13 protein-coding genes are annotated in these 17,939 nt (G+C 39.6%); 7 read left to right on the forward strand and 6 right to left on the reverse strand.

Annotated elements, in window-relative coordinates:
* Nucleotides 1-56 precede the first annotated feature (56 nt).
* From HYU69_14130 to HYU69_14145, 4 genes are all read right to left on the reverse strand, one after another.
* Nucleotides 57-518 carry a hypothetical protein gene (locus HYU69_14130; protein ID MBI2271478.1) on the reverse strand — a complete coding sequence of 154 codons (462 nt, stop codon included), beginning with the start codon at nucleotides 516-518 and terminating at the stop codon, nucleotides 57-59.
* Between the two features lie 245 nt (nucleotides 519-763).
* Complete coding sequence (locus HYU69_14135) at nucleotides 764-1,861, reverse strand: response regulator (protein MBI2271479.1); 1,098 nt, start codon at nucleotides 1,859-1,861, stop codon at nucleotides 764-766.
* A gap of 10 nt (nucleotides 1,862-1,871) precedes the next feature.
* Nucleotides 1,872-2,312 carry a response regulator gene (locus HYU69_14140; GenBank protein MBI2271480.1) on the reverse strand — a complete coding sequence of 147 codons (441 nt, stop codon included), beginning with the start codon at nucleotides 2,310-2,312 and terminating at the stop codon, nucleotides 1,872-1,874.
* Between the two features lie 11 nt (nucleotides 2,313-2,323).
* Nucleotides 2,324-4,525: a PAS domain S-box protein gene (locus HYU69_14145; GenBank protein ID MBI2271481.1), complete on the reverse strand. Its 2,202-nt coding sequence runs from the start codon at nucleotides 4,523-4,525 to the stop codon at nucleotides 2,324-2,326.
* Nucleotides 4,526-4,858: 333 nt separating this feature from the next.
* On the opposite strand from HYU69_14145, the gene HYU69_14150 reads away from it, so the two are divergent.
* The 6 genes from HYU69_14150 to HYU69_14175 all read left to right on the forward strand — a co-directional run bounded on the left by HYU69_14150 (nucleotide 4,859) and on the right by HYU69_14175 (nucleotide 14,905).
* Complete coding sequence (locus HYU69_14150) at nucleotides 4,859-6,097, forward strand: SpoIIE family protein phosphatase (protein ID MBI2271482.1); 1,239 nt, start codon at nucleotides 4,859-4,861, stop codon at nucleotides 6,095-6,097.
* Nucleotides 6,098-6,196: 99 nt separating this feature from the next.
* A complete protein-coding gene (locus HYU69_14155; GenBank protein MBI2271483.1) occupies nucleotides 6,197-7,645 on the forward strand; it encodes a hypothetical protein in 1,449 nt (482 codons plus the stop codon).
* Nucleotides 7,646-8,039: 394 nt separating this feature from the next.
* Nucleotides 8,040-8,477 (forward strand): gliding motility-associated C-terminal domain-containing protein, encoded by a 438-nt coding sequence (locus HYU69_14160; GenBank protein MBI2271484.1) that lies wholly within the window; start codon nucleotides 8,040-8,042, stop codon nucleotides 8,475-8,477.
* A 46-nt stretch (nucleotides 8,478-8,523) separates the two neighbouring features.
* Nucleotides 8,524-8,991, forward strand: coding sequence for a hypothetical protein (locus HYU69_14165; protein ID MBI2271485.1), 468 nt, complete (start codon nucleotides 8,524-8,526; stop codon nucleotides 8,989-8,991).
* 37 nt (nucleotides 8,992-9,028) lie between these two features.
* Nucleotides 9,029-9,763, forward strand: a complete 735-nt coding sequence (locus HYU69_14170; GenBank protein MBI2271486.1) for a PKD domain-containing protein — start codon at nucleotides 9,029-9,031, stop codon at nucleotides 9,761-9,763.
* 240 nt (nucleotides 9,764-10,003) lie between these two features.
* Nucleotides 10,004-14,905: a PKD domain-containing protein gene (locus HYU69_14175; GenBank protein ID MBI2271487.1), complete on the forward strand. Its 4,902-nt coding sequence runs from the start codon at nucleotides 10,004-10,006 to the stop codon at nucleotides 14,903-14,905.
* Nucleotides 14,906-14,938: 33 nt separating this feature from the next.
* Here the strand turns inward: HYU69_14175 and HYU69_14180 are convergent, their stop codons facing one another.
* Entirely contained in the window at nucleotides 14,939-15,355 is a 417-nt protein-coding gene (locus tag HYU69_14180) for a response regulator (GenBank protein MBI2271488.1), read from the reverse strand.
* Between the two features lie 214 nt (nucleotides 15,356-15,569).
* On the opposite strand from HYU69_14180, the gene HYU69_14185 reads away from it, so the two are divergent.
* On the forward strand, nucleotides 15,570-16,475 hold the full coding sequence (locus HYU69_14185) for a HAMP domain-containing histidine kinase (protein ID MBI2271489.1): 906 nt from the start codon (nucleotides 15,570-15,572) through the stop codon (nucleotides 16,473-16,475).
* 104 nt (nucleotides 16,476-16,579) lie between these two features.
* Here the strand turns inward: HYU69_14185 and HYU69_14190 are convergent, their stop codons facing one another.
* Nucleotides 16,580-17,857 (reverse strand): PKD domain-containing protein, encoded by a 1,278-nt coding sequence (locus HYU69_14190; GenBank protein MBI2271490.1) that lies wholly within the window; start codon nucleotides 17,855-17,857, stop codon nucleotides 16,580-16,582.
* Between the last annotated feature and the right edge of the window lie 82 nt (nucleotides 17,858-17,939).

The raw sequence follows: 17,939 nt of genomic DNA on the forward strand, positions 1-17,939 counted from the left end.
TGCCTGCCGCTCAGGCAGGTTTGGTGGATGAAAAATTCTTAATTGGATAGGCCTGTTTAAAAAATTTCGTCCTTAAGATTACCTCCAAGTGAATTAATTAAATGTTTATACGCTTTCAGCAGATCGTCAATGTCTTTTTCATTCATGTTTATGAGAGAGCACTGGATCTTACTTAACATTTCAATCCGCAAATATTTGTCGAACCATTCAACAGAATTTTCTTTGAAAGTGAAAATAATCGTCACATTTTTTTTACTTATAATGCTTTTGAGCGACAGGGCGTTTTTGGGATTAAAACGATACGTGAGTTTTTCGGAACCGTAGTTATTCACTGCTACACTGTTGGTGGCAATAATTTCGGTATCGCTTACCTTTTTAAGTGAAAAATTTGTTGTTCCTATGCTGTGTTCACTGAATAGCGTATTTAACAGATCTATTGTTTCATCGGCAGTTTGCGAATAAAGTGGTTGCCACAAAAGAAGAACTCCGATGAGCGGTATTAATAGTTTTATTTTCATTATTCCACAATAATCCGAATCCGGATTCTGCTCTGCAATCTATGAATTTTAGCTGTATCCTGATAAGGTAATAGCTGGCAAATCTTCTGTGCAATAAACGGGCCGGGGATTAATAAAATCATTAAACATTGATATCCAGGAATTTACTATTGGTGATTAAGAAAACAGTGAAGAGTTTTTCCTGAATAAATTCGCGCTGAACAATTTTATATGCGGGGGTATTGTTATTTCTTTAAAAATTTAATTCAACACGGAAAGAAAACAGAAACGGTTGTTGACTTCCCGTCAACACTGTCTATTTTAATTATCCCGTTTAATTTATCCACAATATTTTTTGTTAAATATAATCCAAGACCAAGTCCGTTCGACTGGATGGTTCCCCTGTAAAACATCTCGAAAACCTGATCCAGTAATTTATTTTTTATTCCTATCCCGTTATCACTGACTAAAATCTCAAGTCCGGAGGCAACATTTTTAACATTAATATTTACAAAGGGGTTCGGTATAGAATAATTCCTGTATTGTATCGCATTTCCGATCAGGTTTTGAAATAGTGATATGAGCATGCTTTCGTCTGAATAGAAAGGAGTGATATTTTCAACGTTAACGCTGAATTTTATCTTCTCGTAGCCGGTATGATATTTTAATTGATCAATAACATCAGTTATTAAAGAGTGGAAGTCAACTTCCGATTTTTCTGGCAGGTCATCCTTCACACGAATAACCTCTATCAATTGCAGCAGGATATTGTCGAGTCTTTTTGCACAATTATCCATCATTTCAATCAAAGGTGTCGTCTCTGAATTATTCAGCTGTGAATTATTCAGCTGTTTTTTTGTCAGTTCGATCAATCCCAGAATAGAAGAAACAGGCTGCCGTATATCGTGCGACGACCTGTAAATAAATGTTTTAAGTTCCGCATTTGCATCCTGTAGTTTTCTGAAATTTATTTCTCTTTCATTTTCGGCAGTCTTTTTCGCAATTGCATTATAGATAGCTGAAGGCAGTCTTTTTAATGATGACTTCAGAATATAATCATCAGCTCCCGCGGTGAGACTTTCCACAGCAAACTCTTCTGAGACGGATCCTGTAACAAGAATAAACGGGATATTGACGTTATGAAGGAGAAAGACCCTCAATGCTTCCATCGAATTAAATTGTGGAAGCGAATGGTCGCAAAGTATAACATCGGGAATAAATTCAATCAGCTCTTTTTCAAAACCGACCTTGGTTGAAACTACGGTGACGACAAAATCAATTCCTTCCCTTTTTAATTCATGCTGGATCAATCCCGCGTCCGCAGCAGAGTCTTCCACCATAAGTATTTTAATTTTTTTTGTCATTTGATTTTCTTTAAGTAGGAGATTGGTTAAGGAGCAGCCAGTACATGCCAAGGTCGGCGACTGCCTTTGTGAAATTTTCAAATCCAACCGGCTTTACGATATAACTGTTAACGCCTAAATTATAGCAGGCCTTTATATCCGGATCTTCTTTTGATGAAGTAAGCACAACAACAGGGATTTTTTTTGTGCGTTCGTTTGACTTTAACTTTGCAAGCACTTCTATTCCGCCTACCTTTGGCATTTTCAGGTCCAGCAAAATGATTTTTGGTTCATTGTTTGGTTCTTTGGCGGAATAACTGCCTGTGCCGAAAATATAGTCTAGGGCTTCTGCACCATCTTTCAGGTGTACCAGTAGATTTAATATGTTATTTTTTCTGAGTGCGCGGATAGTTAATTCCGCGTCATTGATATTGTCTTCCACCAGTAAAATGTCTACTTTTTGTTTTTCCATTTTTATGTTTTTTAATTGTTAGGTAAAGCGAAATAAAAAGTGGCTCCTTTGTTCAGGTATCCCTCCGCGCCCACGCGGCCTCCGTGCTTCGAAATTATTCGCTGCACAATTGCAAGTCCCACTCCGGTCCCTTCAAATTCTTCGGAGGTATGCAACCGTTGGAATACACCAAATAATTTACCTGAGTAGCGCATATCGAATCCTACCCCATTATCTTTAATAAAGAAAACGGTTTCATCCTTATTCTGTTCCGAACTGATCTCTATTCGGGCATTGTCATTTTTTGAAGAATACTTTACCGCGTTTGAAACCAGATTGAACATGACCCGGTAAATGAGTCCGTAGTCGCCGGTAACGGTGTGCAATTTGCCATATTCGATCTTCGCGTTGTACTTTACGGTTTTGTTCAGCTCAATAATTAAACCTTCCGCCAGGTCATTCATATTGATAGCAGATCGCTGCACTTCTTTTCGTCCAAGTCTTGAAAAGGAAAGCAGGTCATCTATCAATGTTCCCATTTTTGTGGCATTGTATTGTATGGTTTCAATAAGCCGTTTCCCCTCTTTATTTAAAACTGCGGAGTAGTCTTCGTTTAACACCTGGGCATACCCGTTCACAGCGCGCAGGGGGGCACGCAGGTCGTGAGAAACAGAATAGCTGAATGATTCCAATTCGTTGTTAACAGCAACCAATTGTCGATTGGCGTCCTGTACCTGTTTTATATGGCTTTCAAGCTCTTCGCTTAGTGTATTCAGGCCAATGGCAATAGCGTCCCATTCATCTCCCTTTTCGCTCACGGGTATCCGCTGTGAGAAGTCCATCATGGAATATTTTAAAAGCACTTCCAAAAGGTCGCACGACCTTTTGGAAGTGTAAATGGCTTTTTCTTTTAATTCGGATTCAGCAAGTTTGCGATCCGTAATATCGCGAAAGTTTGATACCAGAGCGCCAATACTCGGTTCATGCAGCATATTGGTTATTGTTCCTTCAGTCCAGATGTAATGGCCTTGTTTATGTTTTATGCGATGAGAGGAATGAATTGGTTTGCCCGGGTGTTCAAGCGCCTCCTTCATTTTAATTCTTACATTTTCCACATCATCCGGATGCATAAGCTCCGTACCGTTTTTATTTTCTCTTTCGTTTAAGGACCATCCAAGCATTTTTTCAACGGATGGGCTCTGGTACAATGGTATTCCATCGCTGTCGTTTAATACAATGGCATCATAATTATTCTCAATAAGAGCTCTGAATTTCCGTTCACTATTTTGAAATTCTTTTGTGCGTTCTATTACTCTTGCTTCAAGTTCCATATTTAGTTTTAGAAGGTTATTCTCGGCCAGCTTCCGCAGGATATCCCTTTTATTAAGTGATACCCCATTATACCAAATAAGGCACATAAATACGATTATAATGGATAATACAAGTATGGCGACTCCGAATTCCATGCCGAAGAGGCCTTCCCATTCTCCTATAAGTCGGAAATAGCCCAGTATGATCGGTATAATGATTGCAGCCGGAATTAAGAAACGCAGAGTGGAACTTCCCGCATACGATCCTGTAATTACTTTCATAATTCCTCTATCGGGATTGGTGAACAGGATCGCAAGTGAGATAAAAAGAAAACCAATTGCAGTATGGATAGCCATTGGAATATAAGTAAGCACACCATAAAATGCCTGCACGCGATACAGGTATCCCAATACCGATAGCAGACCAACTAATGCAACAATTAAAGCAAGATATTGGGCTGGCATGTGTTTTTCTTTAGTTTCATAATTGATCAGCAATAATGCCGTTCCGCAAATCATAAAATTGAATGCTGTATTAGGGGCCATGCGATTCGACAGATTTCCAATGACATCATTTTTTATTTTTTCAGCAAAAAGCAGACTGTCAATCCGAAGGTCGACCCCCCAAACAAGTGTAAATACTTTTAGTATGCCAATAATAAACGGTACCGCTGCAAACAGTAATACATACATATTGGTGTTGTGCATACTTTTGTTTGTTACGATTAACAGGGTTGAGATACCGGAAGCGATAAAACATAAAGCAGTTGTAGGATTCATCGCAACTAAGTTGGGGAATGGGCGTTTGAAAAATCCGACATCAAACTGCCAGCCGGCCAGAACAAACATCCCCAGCCCAATTACAATAGTTGCCGCGATTCCGGAAAAAAATTTGTACCGATCATGGATTTCCAGTTCTTCCATTCATCTGTTGCTTTTCGTTAAAATCATCCTGGTCCGGTTAAGTTTTCTCCTGGTCAAATGTAGTGCAGAGTTTTCAATTGTAGAATTTTTTATAAAAACTAGTAATAATGCCTAGGTATAAATACCTATTTTTTAAAAATAGGATATCCTATTTTATAAAATAACTGCTGAATTGCTGTGCTTTTATTTTGACATGTTTAGGTCGGGTTTGCGAACCAATTGATCAAAAATCTTACATGAGTCAGGCTTGAGTCCGGGTTGTTGATCATAATATAATTCCATGAGGTAGTTTTGAAAACACAAAACAAGGCGTACTAAATATAACCAATAAACATGGAACAGATAAAAATTCTTATCGTGGAAGATCAGGAGGCTGATGCTGAAATGATCAAAAGATTTCTTGCAAAGCAAAATATCGCATTCAGCATTTTAAGAGTCTGGCAGGAAGGCTCCTTTGTAAAGGCGCTGGAGGAGTATAGGCCTGATATAATATTTTCGGATTGCGTTCTTCCGCAGTTTAGTGGTATAGAGGCGTTTTGTATTTTAAGAAGGCAATATCAGAACATTCCTTTTATCCTGATCTCCGGCTCCATTTCTGAAGGAAAGTTAGCGGAATACCTGAAGGAAGGAATAGATGAATATATTTTAAAAAGCAATCTGTTACGGCTCCCTTCAGCGATCGAGAATGTAATTAATAAGAAAAAGCTGGAGAGGCTGAATGCCAAATTGGATATTGCCAATAAAAGGATCGAAAGTGCATATAAGGACATCAAGGACAGTATAAATTACGCCCAGAAAATTCAGAGCGCCTCACTTCCCAATGTAAATGTATTGAAGGATGCATTCCCGGGATCTTTTATTTCATATAAGCCTAAGGATGTATTAAGCGGAGATTTTTTCTGGTTCAAAAGGAAAGGCAATAAATTTTTTATCGCCGTTGCCGACTGCACGGGTCACGGCGTACCAGGGGCTTTATTATCAATGATGGGCAGCAACCTGCTTCATGAAATAGTGAATAAGAGGGAAGTTAGCCATCCGGCTGATATTTTAAACCAGCTGAATAAAGGTGTTCGGAAAATTCTTAATCACGATAAAACAAGCCTTCAGGACGGAATGGACATTGTTTTGTGTTCAATAGACCTCGAAACCAATATTGCAGAATGTGCCGGCGCAAACCGTCCTTTATATGTTGTAAGAAAAGGGGAATTCAATGAGATCGCGGCCGATAAGACCGCTATTGGCCAGGCTGAAAATACAATGTATGCGAATCATGTTCTTTACCTTGAAGCAAATGACAGGATATTCCTCTCTACCGATGGGTACGCGGATCAGTTTAATGATAAAAGTGCAAAAAAAATTTCGAAAAAGCGCCTGATCTCATTATTGACAAAATCATGTTACATACCTATAGATGTCCAGGAACAGATTATAAACAGTTTTTTTGATGAGTGGAAGGGGAAACAGGAACAGATCGATGATGTTTTGCTTCTTGGAATAGAGATAAAGGATCCTCCGGCATTCGATGAAATACACGGATTTTTAAAATTTGATCAAATAGTAAATGTTATTTGATTGATGTTTGTTAATTCTCCGATATCAATTAACTTTATTCCGTAGAAAACAGGGGTGAAGAAATTATTATATTGGTGATTTAAACTATCTAATCAAAGTATGATCAAACTAAAAGATATGATCCTTCAACTGAAAGAGGAGGATTACGATCAGGTAAGTAAAAAATTAGCTTCCACCAAAGCAGATAAATTTCTTTTCCTTTTTACTTTAATGCGGGAGAATAAGCTGAATGATGATGATATAGCTACACAGTTGGCCGTTAATCAAAGCGCATACTATACCCTTAAATCAAGGTTGTATGATAAGGTGCAGGAGTTTCTCGCTTCAAACCTGGAGGGTTCACGCGCCGATCTGTTACATACCGTTTCAACTATTCCCAACCTGGTTTATAATACACCGCGCGAGCAGGCAATTGTCATACTTAAAAAACTTGAAGAAGATCTGATAAAACACGACCTGCCTCATGAGCTCAGGGGTGTATATGGCGCTTTGAAAAAGCTCCACCTGCATTCGCAAAAATATTACGAATACTCGCAACAGTACAATAAACACCTTGCTTATACAGCTTCGCTGGATAAAGGAGAAGACCTTATAGCTGATTTCCATAAAACACTTGGCGAGTACTACCTTTCAAAGGACATTGCACTTACCGATATCCTGGTTATCATTAAAAAAGAAATGGCCGCGCTTGCAGAGCTTTACCGCTCGCATCATCTGGCCATCTACAAGAATATTATTAATATCAGTTTTGCCATATTTGTCACCCGCCCGGATGCTGTTAAGGATGATGAACCTATTGAAGATATGCTCGATTATATTGAGAAAACATTGCTCCTTTACGATAAAGATATCACCTACAAATACCTGTTGAACATTCATAATTTTTTAAAGTTTGAATATTATATGCACTTAAAGCAATATAAGAAGGCGAAAGTATATTACGAACAGGTAAATGATTCACTTCCCTCTTTCATGCTGTGCAGTTTTTGTTGCTTCACTTCCCGGTTTTTACTGTCGGCATTGGAATATCGCATTCATGACCAATCTGAAAAGGCAATGGTTGAAGAGAATGCAAAAATATTTGAGTCCTATAAGCCCGATACTGACGATATCCCCAATTATGTGAATTTTGTAAAATCACAGGCCATATGCGCTTTACTTTCAGGTAATGAACAGGAAGCGATAAGTCAGCTTCAAAAATTACTGAATAACATCAGTACGCGTAATTTTTCTCATACAGAGGTGGAGTTGAAGCTTCTTCTTACTTACGCGTATATACTTGCTAATAAGGATGAAACAGCTTTTACTTATTTGAAGAATGTGACCCGTAAGATAAGGGAGTTAAATGAAAGCGGAGAATACGAGCAGGTACAGATATTTTCGAAAATGTTGCAACTATTACTTTCTTCGAAAGCCCTGAAAGATAATTCACTTGAAAAGCTGCTCAAACTAAGAAATCAATTCAGGTTGAACAACGAAGGGAGAACCCGTATGCTTGAATACCTCCCGATGGATGATGCATCGATCGCTAAACTTTGCCGGAGCTGAAAAGTTCTTCTTTAAAAAGTGCCGGATAGTGTAAATTCCCTTCAAACAGTCGTATTTTATCTCATTTAAGCTTAAAATCTTACCCGGATTAATCCTCTCAATTTGCCGTATTTGTATTATTTCTTTGTTTTTGCGGTCATAAATACATCAAAATGATATAAGTCCCTCCCGGGGCCATTTCTGAACCATGTTTATTTACGAGCCTTCGTCAATAGGTCAGAACATAGAAGGGCTGATCTGATCTGGATCCCGGCTGGTTCCATAACGAATTTTTCACTCCCTTTTGAAATCGGACAATTGTTTAAAAAATCTTACATCTGTTATTATCGTCCCCAAGTAGGGTGGTATACCCCCGTGCTATGCAGTTACTTTGATATAACAAAAGAAAAGAACAATGAAATCAGTAGCAACAATATTTATCTGCATCGCTTTCTTCTCGTTGGCTGCAGTAGCCGTTGCTCAGGAAAAAGAAGGAAGCGAAGTATATAGAGTTACTGCATTTAAAAAAGGAAACAATAAAATCCTCAGTCAATCAAATACAGTTGAGATTACTCCCGGGTTTACCTTATATATTCCCGATGCATTTACTCCTAATAATGACAGGTTGAATGATACATTCGGAGCTGTTGGTAAAGGAATAGTTGAATACAAAATGGTGATCTATGATCGTTGGGGCAATTTCGTTTTCGAAAGTACTGATATCAATAAGCAATGGGATGGCACTTTCCTGGACGTATTATGTAAACAGGATATGTATGTATACAGGATATCAGCCAGCGGAGAGAATACACAGCGAATAATTAAAACAGGCAGCCTGATGCTGCTGCAATAAAATGGATATTATTTACACAGTATAAATCTTTAAAAACCAGGAAATCATGAAAACCAAGAACCCACTACTGAAAATTTTTGCAAATAGGGCAGGCATAACGGCCCTCGCATTTGCAATAATATTAAGTGCAGCTAATGTTTCTTTCGGGCAATCCAAATGCAATTATGGCGGAAGTGACATCAAGAAGAGTTATACACTCACTTCATTTAAAGTAAAGTGCATTGAAGGAAAGGCGTATGTAAAATGGGAAGTTATTGAACCAAACGGGGAATCACTCTATTTATTGGAGAGATCAGTGGATAACCATGTTTTTACGCCCTTGTATGCAAAGCAAAGTATTGAGTCGCCCGGCGACAATCAATTGCTTCATTGCTTCATTGATGAGTACCCTTTGGCGAATGAATCGTACTATCGCATAAGAAGGTTTAACAAAGAGGGAATTGTAATCAGTGAGGTTGTAAAAACTGTAAATAATGAAAGATCGTATGCGGAAATCTCGATATCCAGAAAATGATAGTTACATATATTATATTTGATAAATCAATGGTGTTATGAAAAGTACAAAGTCCCTGGATAAAAAAAATAACATTTACATATACGCACTTTGCGTGATGCTGTGTGCAGGGAAAATTTTTGCCCAGAACCCTTTATATCAGCCGCCTCATAATACAAATCTTGGCACTGATACCACTAAACAGGTGGATTTTAAACCGGACAAAACAAGCGGATGCGTTCCTTTGAATGTAACTTTTAAGAATCTGACTAAGAATGGAGGTTCCTGGTTTTGGGATTTTGGAAATGGAACCACCTCTACCCAATGTAACCCGTCCGTAGTGTACCTCTCTCCGGGAAATTACACCGTAAAACTTTTTTGCAGCAAATCGAATGGTGCCCAATATTCCCTGGTGTTGCAGGACCTCATAAGAGTTAAAACATTGCCTGTTGCCGGTTTTTATGCGGCAAAAATATCATCCTGTGTGAATGACAATAATTTTCTGTTTGTTAATACTTCCGTCAATTCAGACAAATGGATCTGGGATTTCGGTGATGGAAGTTTTTCCACTCTTCGGGACCCACAGCATACCTATGTTACTCCCGGTAAATACACTGTCAAACTTGTTGCCGATAACGGGTTCAATTGCAAGGATGTAATGGTGAAAACCGACTACATTGAAATTTATCCAAAACCCGATGCAGGCTTTACCAGCAATACCACTACCAGCTGCAACCCTGCCACAATATTTTCTTTTAGTCCTTCCGACAGCTCCGCAATTGAATGGAAATAGAGTTTTGGAGATGGTTCAGCATCACAGTTAAAGCAGCCCACCCATACATATAATAATACGGACAGCTTCACTGTCACACTCATTGCAAAAAATAAATATGGTTGTTATGATACCGTTGCAATTAATAACTATATACAGATATATACTCCGACTTCACCGGATTTTTACAGTGATATTATTCTTGGCTGTTCTCCGCTTTCAGTAAAATTTTCAGACACTACAAGTTGGGCAAATTCATGGTTGTGGAATTTCGGTGATGGAACAACATCCACGTCACAAAATCCTGTTCATACTTATTCCAATGATGGCAAGTACGATCTTTACCTTACAGTAAGTAATAATCAGGGCTGTTCGGCATACACTAAAAAGCCCCAATATATAAATGTAAAAAAGAGCCCTGCGGCTAAGTTTTCGGTAAGTGCAGACAAAGGCTGTGCTCCTTTAAAGATAATCTGTTCTAACAGTTCCGTTGGTGCTGTAAAATATTTTTGGGATTTTGGTGATGGAGATACCAGTTCGTTAAAAGATCCTGTGCATGTTTATCCGGATGGAGGCAAGTATAAAATAACACTCCGGGCTATTGGCAGTAATGATTGTGAACATGCGTTCACTTATTCAAAAGATATTGTTGTTGAGCAGGGCGCAACCGGATTTACAGCCGACATAACATCAGGCTGTTCTCCGCTTGCAGTAAATTTCAAACCCGCTTTCTCATCAGCCGGCAATTACACATGGAATTTTGGTGACGGAACTACTGATTCTTCCATGACCCCAACACATATATATACCGGTTTGGGTACCTACAGTGTCCGGCTCACTGTTAGCACGCCATTAGGTTGTAAAGATTCAATCGTTCTTAATAATTACATACGGATGATTAATCCGGGGCAGAGATACACTCCGCCGGCGCCTTCCCGGGGCTGTGTTCCTTACACTACGGATTTTTCCGATGCAACACCCGGAGCTTCGGGATGGTTATGGGATTTTGGAGATAACACTTCGAGTATCCTTCAATCACCTCAGCATACATATACGCAGCCGGGAGTATATGTTGTCACTCTCACCGTCAAAACCGCGAATGGTTGTGACATGGTAATTTCAAAATTTAAAACAATTGAAGTAAGCAGTATTGCGGCGGGATTCACCTATTCATTGCCTGCATGTTCAAACTATACAGTTCCTTTTACTGACACCACAGCGAACGCGGTCTCGTGGTTATGGGATTTCGGTGACGGTACAACAGGAAATCAAAAGCAGCCGCTGCATACTTTTTCCGGTTCCGGGGTATATTCGGTTTCACTTAAAGTTGAAACAGCAGCGGGCTGTTCGGGGCATGTTATAAAGGGTAATTCTATTGTGCTTCCGGACTGTGCCGGGAATTTGGGTAATCTGAGTGGTATCTTAGATCCCGGCAAAGGCTTTGGGAAAATCCCCGGGACAGGAAGTAATATTGATACACTTCATCTGCCTGCCATAAAAGGTTGTGCGCCGTTTGCCGTCCCGTTTAACAATTTTATTTCAGCCGCTAAAAAGATCAAATGGCTGACAGGCGATGGCGCATACAGTTACGCTAAAAGTTTTCAACATGTATATAAAAATCAGGGCAATTATAATGTAATTATTATAGCTGAAGATTCCATTGGCCGTATCGATACTATAACCATTCCTTCATACGTGCAGGTAAGCAGTGTGAAGGCATATTTTTCAATGAATCAACAGGAGAGCTGTACAGGACGAACATTTGCCTTTATTGATTCCTCTCAAAATCCGACATCGTGGCTATGGAATTTTGGAAATGGTGGCACATCGGTCGTTCAGAATCCTGTTTATAATTATTCCGATTCAGCAGTATATTCGCCCGAATTATCGGTAAAAAATTCTGAGGGATGTGAGGACAGGCATTTGCAAACCTCGTATTTCGGACCGGGAGCCACCTTATGGGCGAACCGATATGATGTATGTGCGGGAGATGCCGTCACATTCAATTTCGCAGCAAATGGGTTGTTCAATTATAAATGGGATTTTGGAGATGGAACAGTTTCTTCCAGTCAAAATCCTGATCATACATTCTCTGCCGCTGGAAATTACTCAGTAACACTTACTGCCGACAATAGTATTGGGTGCCATTTTAAATACACGCTGTCTTCAACTATATTGGTTCGTCAGCCGATTGCCGATTTTACATTTGTACGTAAAAATACATGCGGTACGCTGGCAATGGTATTCAAGAACAAGTCGAGCGGGATCAGTCAGCCTGCAAATAATTTTTGTGTCTGGGATTTCGGCGATGGCAGCCCCAAACAAAGGGCGGGGAATCCCATGCATACATTTCCGAAAGCTGGAAATTATACCGTAACACTTACTGCCTATTATGACGATGATTGTTACAGCGTGTTTTCTAAACCTGTAAAAGTAGATCTTGTTTCGGCCGATTTTGCATTTGTACAAGACAGGCAGTGTTTCCCGGTTACAGTTCAATATGCCGATTCCAGTAAGCATGCCATATCCTGGTTATGGAATTTCGGCGATGGAACAAGTTCATCACTTCGCAATCCGGTTCATACATTCAATACTATGCCTGCCGGGCAGGTTTCACTTACTGTTATAGACAGTAATGGCTGCACCGCAAGTATTTCCAAAGCCAATATTTCTGAGCTCAAGGCCAGGTTTGTTATTGGTGTATTGAGTGGTTGTGCGCCGCTCCCGGTAGTTTTCACGGGAAAAGGGACTAATATTGCATCGTGGTTGTGGAAATTTGGCGATGGGGGAGAGTCTGTTAGCCAGCAGGTTTCACATATATTCAGGAATAAGGGAACCTATACGCCAACGCTTATTGTAAAGTCAAGCGGGGGATGTGCGGACTCGGTACAATTGCCGCCTGTTGTTGTTGGTGGTCCCAAAGCTCTGTTTTCAGGGTTTTCATCTTCTACCTGTGCTCCCTCTTTGGTGTCATTCAGGGATTCGTCGGCAGGAGCAGCAAAATGGTTCTGGGATTTTGGAGATGGATCTTCTTCAACGCTCCGGAATCCTTCTCACATTTATCCCACTCCCGGAAGTTATTCTGTACGCCTGGTTGTATTGAATAATAAAGGATGTTCCGATACTGTTTCCCGTATTGATTATGTCCATGTACTTGGGCCATCCGCATATTTTACGGTTTCTGATTCTTCTTTGTGCGGTCAGCAAAGCATAAACTTTATCGACCAGTCGATGAATTCATCCAGTTGGACTTGGTTGTTTGGAGATGGAAGCTTCTCCACAGTTAAAAACCCTTCTTATCTGTATAAAAATCAGGGAAAATATAATGTATCATTACTTATTACAGATTCCATGGGATGTCCGGCAAGTTATGTGCTTCCTTACCCGGTAAATATCCGATCCGGCCCGCAGAGTAAGATCAGTGTTTCTCTGGCATCGGGATGCGCAAATCAATTAATATCTTTTTCCGATACTTCATCAAAAGCGATCTCATGGCTTTGGAGGTTCGGTGACGGTGATTCTTCTTTGCAGCAAATGCCTGAACACAGTTACAGGGATTCGGGTCAATTCGATGTGTCTCTTACAATATCAGATAAGTATGCATGTTCATCAACTATGAATACTCCTCTTGTAATTCATTCCATGCCTTCATCTTCCGGGTTTGATCTTTCAGGTGCAAAAGGTTGCCAGCCTTATGCAGTGGCTTTTAGTGTTTCAAACCTTAATATAAAGCGTGTCACCTGGCTATATGGCGATGGAGGGAGGGACACTCTTTTATCTGTGAAGCATACTTATACCCTGCCTGGAAAATATCCCGTACAGGTTATCGCTTCAACAAAATATAATTGCTCGGATACGTTCAATGTTAAACCTGTTGAAGTGCTGCAAACACCCGTTGCACGCTTTGTAAGCAATGCGTCTGCTGTTTGCCCGTTCTCCCGCGTGCAATTCACAGATTCTTCTGTTTCTACCCAAAACGCAACCTACTTATGGAACTTTGACAGTACTTTATCTTCGACTCAGCAAAATCCCGCTGTTAGTTTCGTAACCGCCGGTTCAAAAACAATATCATTAATCGTATCGAATAATAATGGTTGCAGCGATACCATTGTAAAACCGGCCATGATATGGGTGTCCGATTCAATGCCTCCACCTGTTTCACCTTTATTGGTGGTTACCGTTTCTTCAAATACAACAGCAGATATTGCCTGGGAACCGGCTACGGTAAATGATTTTGATTCGTATGTGATATGGCGTAAAGCTGACAACGAAGCTGTATTTACCCAAGTCGCCGTGATAAATAACCGTGCTACTACGCTATATAATGACAAAGGATTAAATACACTTGATCGTGCTTACTGTTACAAAGTGGAAACACGGGATGGCTGTGCTCACAGTATCCCTGTTGATCAGATCAATGCGCACTGTACAATAAATGTGACCGCGAAAATAATTGCGAAAGATAATGTAAAGGTCAGCTGGACACCTTATAAAGGATGTTCTGTAGCAAAATATGAAATTTATCGCAGTGAACCGGGAGGAGCTTCGCCTCAGTTAATGGCAACTGTGCCTTCCAACATTCTGATGTACCTTGATAAAAGCGTTTTATGCCCGACCTATTATTCATATCGGGTGAAAGGCACTGAAATATGTGGAAACAGTATCACGTCATCCAGCGATACTTCCATTGCTGGACCCATGCCAAATAGTTTTGCCGATCAGAAGGTAGAAGTGGTCAGATCTACTGTGATTAATAATGCAAAGGTTTACACGGAATGGAGTAAGCCCAAAATCAAACCAGAAACTGTAACGGCGTATAAGATATACCGGTCGACTGACAGCAGTCATTACAAATTGATAAATACAGTTAAGGCTGCAGTCAGGGAATATTTCGATAGCGATGTAGATGTAAATCGGCAGAGTTATTATTATCGTATTGAGGTCGTTAACTCCTGCGGCGTTTCCACCCCGCAGAGTAATATGGGATCTTCTATATTGCTTAATGTTGAATTAGTTGAAGGCAATGTGCAGCTCACGTGGTCCCCATATTCTGGCTGGAATTCGGAAGTAGAATTTTATCTGATTGAAAAACTGGACCAGCATGGTAAATGGGTTCCCGTTAAAACCGTTGATGGAAAAACATTGCAGTACATAGAAAAATAGGTAGCAGCAATAAACAAACAATAGGGATAAAAATTAAAGGAGATCCAGTGATTTTTGAGAAAGGGGCTTGTTTATGTATTTGTGAACGGAAGAAAGATGTTTCGCCTTTTCAATATCAGCCGGATTGATAGAGGTAGTGAGCATTACTATTTTTGTTTTCCCCAATAATGCAGTGTTAAGCTTGTCGAACTCTTCAATAAATTGAAAGCCATCCATCATAGGCATATTAATATCAAGGAAAATGATCTCCGGAAATAATGGTGTTCCTCCGTCGCCGGCCTGTTCAAGGTTTCTAAGGAATTCAAGTCCGCTTTTACTGCTCGTGTGAATATACACCCGTTCAGCGAAGTTACAGCCCTCAACCATTTTTTGGTTGATAAAATTATCGATTTCGCTGTCGTCGACCAGCATAACCGACGAGTATTTGGCCTTGGGTTTTCGTTGTTTCATTCAGGATAAATTGATGTTCAACTTCCTTTCCCCACAATCCTTCATGGGACAAAAATACAATATTGTGCAAGATAATTAACTAACACCATGGTTTAATTGGCAATAAAAGTTTTAACATAAATAGGTATAAATACCTAGTGATTTATGCGTATAAATACGTAATCTTTGATTAAATTTGCATCTATATAGTAGATTTAATAAAAACAAATTGTAATTGAAAAAAAGCACAAAATCGCGGGAAACTATTGTTGACCTGCTTGCAATGATCAAATCCAGAATTAGTGATACTGATACTTCCTCTCTGACTTCTGAACAATCAGATCGTTTAGAAGAAACAATTCATCAATTGGATCAGTTATTCGTTGATCTTTCACCGGGAGAAAACAAGGTTCCAGCGGAATCGCAAACGAAAAGTGAAGGGAAAGCAAGAAAGATAGCGATACAAAAGCTTCCCGATTTTATGAGGATCCGGCATGATGTAATGAGTCCATTGAAAAGTATAAAAGGAGCAATTGAGGTCGGAAATATAATGAAGGTTGGCAATGATCTGAAACAACTGTTTTCTATCATTGAAAAGTGCAGAGTTTCACTCGAAAAGCAACTCACAGATTTGTTAGACCTGATGGAAGGAACAATAAGAGATCCAGCCGCTGACCGCATTGATTTTAATGAAATAACTGAAGGTGTTTTGAGAGAGCTTTCCTACCTGCCTGGATTCAATACCGTTAAATTTAACATTGTTATAAACAATAATATTCCCTTCTATGCCGACAGTCATTTGGTATCATCGGTTATACGGAATCTGATGAGCAATGCTGTAAAATACAGATCGAAAAGCAAAGAACCTGTTGTTGACATATCTGTGAATGGTTCAAGTAATGGCGTTACTATTGAAGTAAAGGATAATGGAATCGGCATAGCGAAAGATGAACTTGAACTTGTTTTTAAGCCTTATTTCCGGACCAGGGAGGAGGGTGAAGGAACAGGTATGGGACTGTATATTGTAAATGAGGTGGTAAAAACACTCGGTGGAGCTGTAGCTGTAAAGAGTAGCATTGGAAATGGCTCCAGTTTTATGGTTTCACTTCCATCCAAACAAATAGATAACATTGATCAGTAATTTCTTCTGCAAAACCGCCGGAGGTCTTCCCCCGGCGATTTCGATCCAATATATTTCACTTTTCAGATAAGAACAATCAATTAAAGGCACTGCAATGTGATCCGTTATTCTCCTGTAACTATTTTTTCAGAAAACAATTCCCCGGGTGTACGCACCTGTACAATTAATATGTTATTTCTGCTATTGAAACCGCTGAGCAAATAATTGCTGCCTGAACTTTCTGTCTTTTCGTTATATAATAGTTGCCCGATAGAATTATATACGGATATAGTATATGTTTTATCGGATGCCTTATCAGGCATAGCTATCATAAGTCCTTCCGCAGAATTGAATATTTTAATTTTTTTGCCGGTGTAATCCTGTCCTATTCCGGTGGTGACTCCCTTTGATGGCAATACCTCTATAGTTTTTTGTGAAACGTCTGAACAGGCTCCGTTTACCACTGTTAACTTCACAATATATGATCCTGCCTTTGAATAAGAGTGGGTGGGATTTGCTGACAGCGAATCAAAATGCTGGTCCCCGAAATCCCATAAATATTTAACAGCATTTTCGGATTGATTAGTAAATGCTACAATTGCCGAATCAGCCCGTACAGCATCAGCTGAGGAAATAAATGAGGATTTTATAGAATTCATTACTGGCACTGTAACTGTGAAGTTTTCCGGGCAGCCATATTTTGAGAATATGGTCAATGTATAGTTGTTTGGATACAGGTTATCAATAGTGGTTGATGAATAAATATCGAAACCCGTTTTCACAATTTTTCCTGAAACATCTGATAATTGATAGTTCCAGGTATCCCAATTTGGTTTTGAAATTGAAATGCTTCCGTTGTTACTCATTGTACAGGATGCCGCGCTGGTGCTAAGCGTTGACGGAACACTAAAGTGCACGACAAAGCGGGGTGTATTGGAAGCGGAATCGGCCTGGAGCTGAAAGGTGTGGCTTGCATTTCTCCTCAGGTCATAAAAACTACCTGTTTTAATATCCTCCATATATATACAGGCGTCAGGGGAGATCGTTCCAAATTCCTCACAGCTTATAGTATAGGTTGTTGCGATATAATTTCTTACAAAAATATTTGTCTTTACTCCACCTTTTATCAGAAGCGGATATGAATTTACAACGAGTGGATTGACTGCATCGACCATAGAATAAATGGCAGGTACATTTTTGTTAAAGCTGAACATTTTGGTAGCATCATAGTTGTTATCAAATCCATTATCTGCTCCATCCATGAAGCGTATTAGAGTTTCATCGGAATAGTTGTTTCCGGAAATTTTCAGCCTGATAGCGTCAGCACCATACATGTATGTGCACACTAATAGTAAAGCGGAAGTGGCCAGCGTTTTCATGGTATGTGGTTTTAAAAGGTTCATTGAATTATTGTTTAGTCAGTTTGAATCTCTCCTACAAAGAAAGCCCCTTCTATGGCTAAATTCCGCTTAACAAAAGACCTTA

The organism is Bacteroidota bacterium (assembly GCA_016183775.1).
In the GTDB taxonomy this organism is placed as follows: Bacteria; Bacteroidota; Bacteroidia; order JABDFU01; family JABDFU01; genus JABDFU01.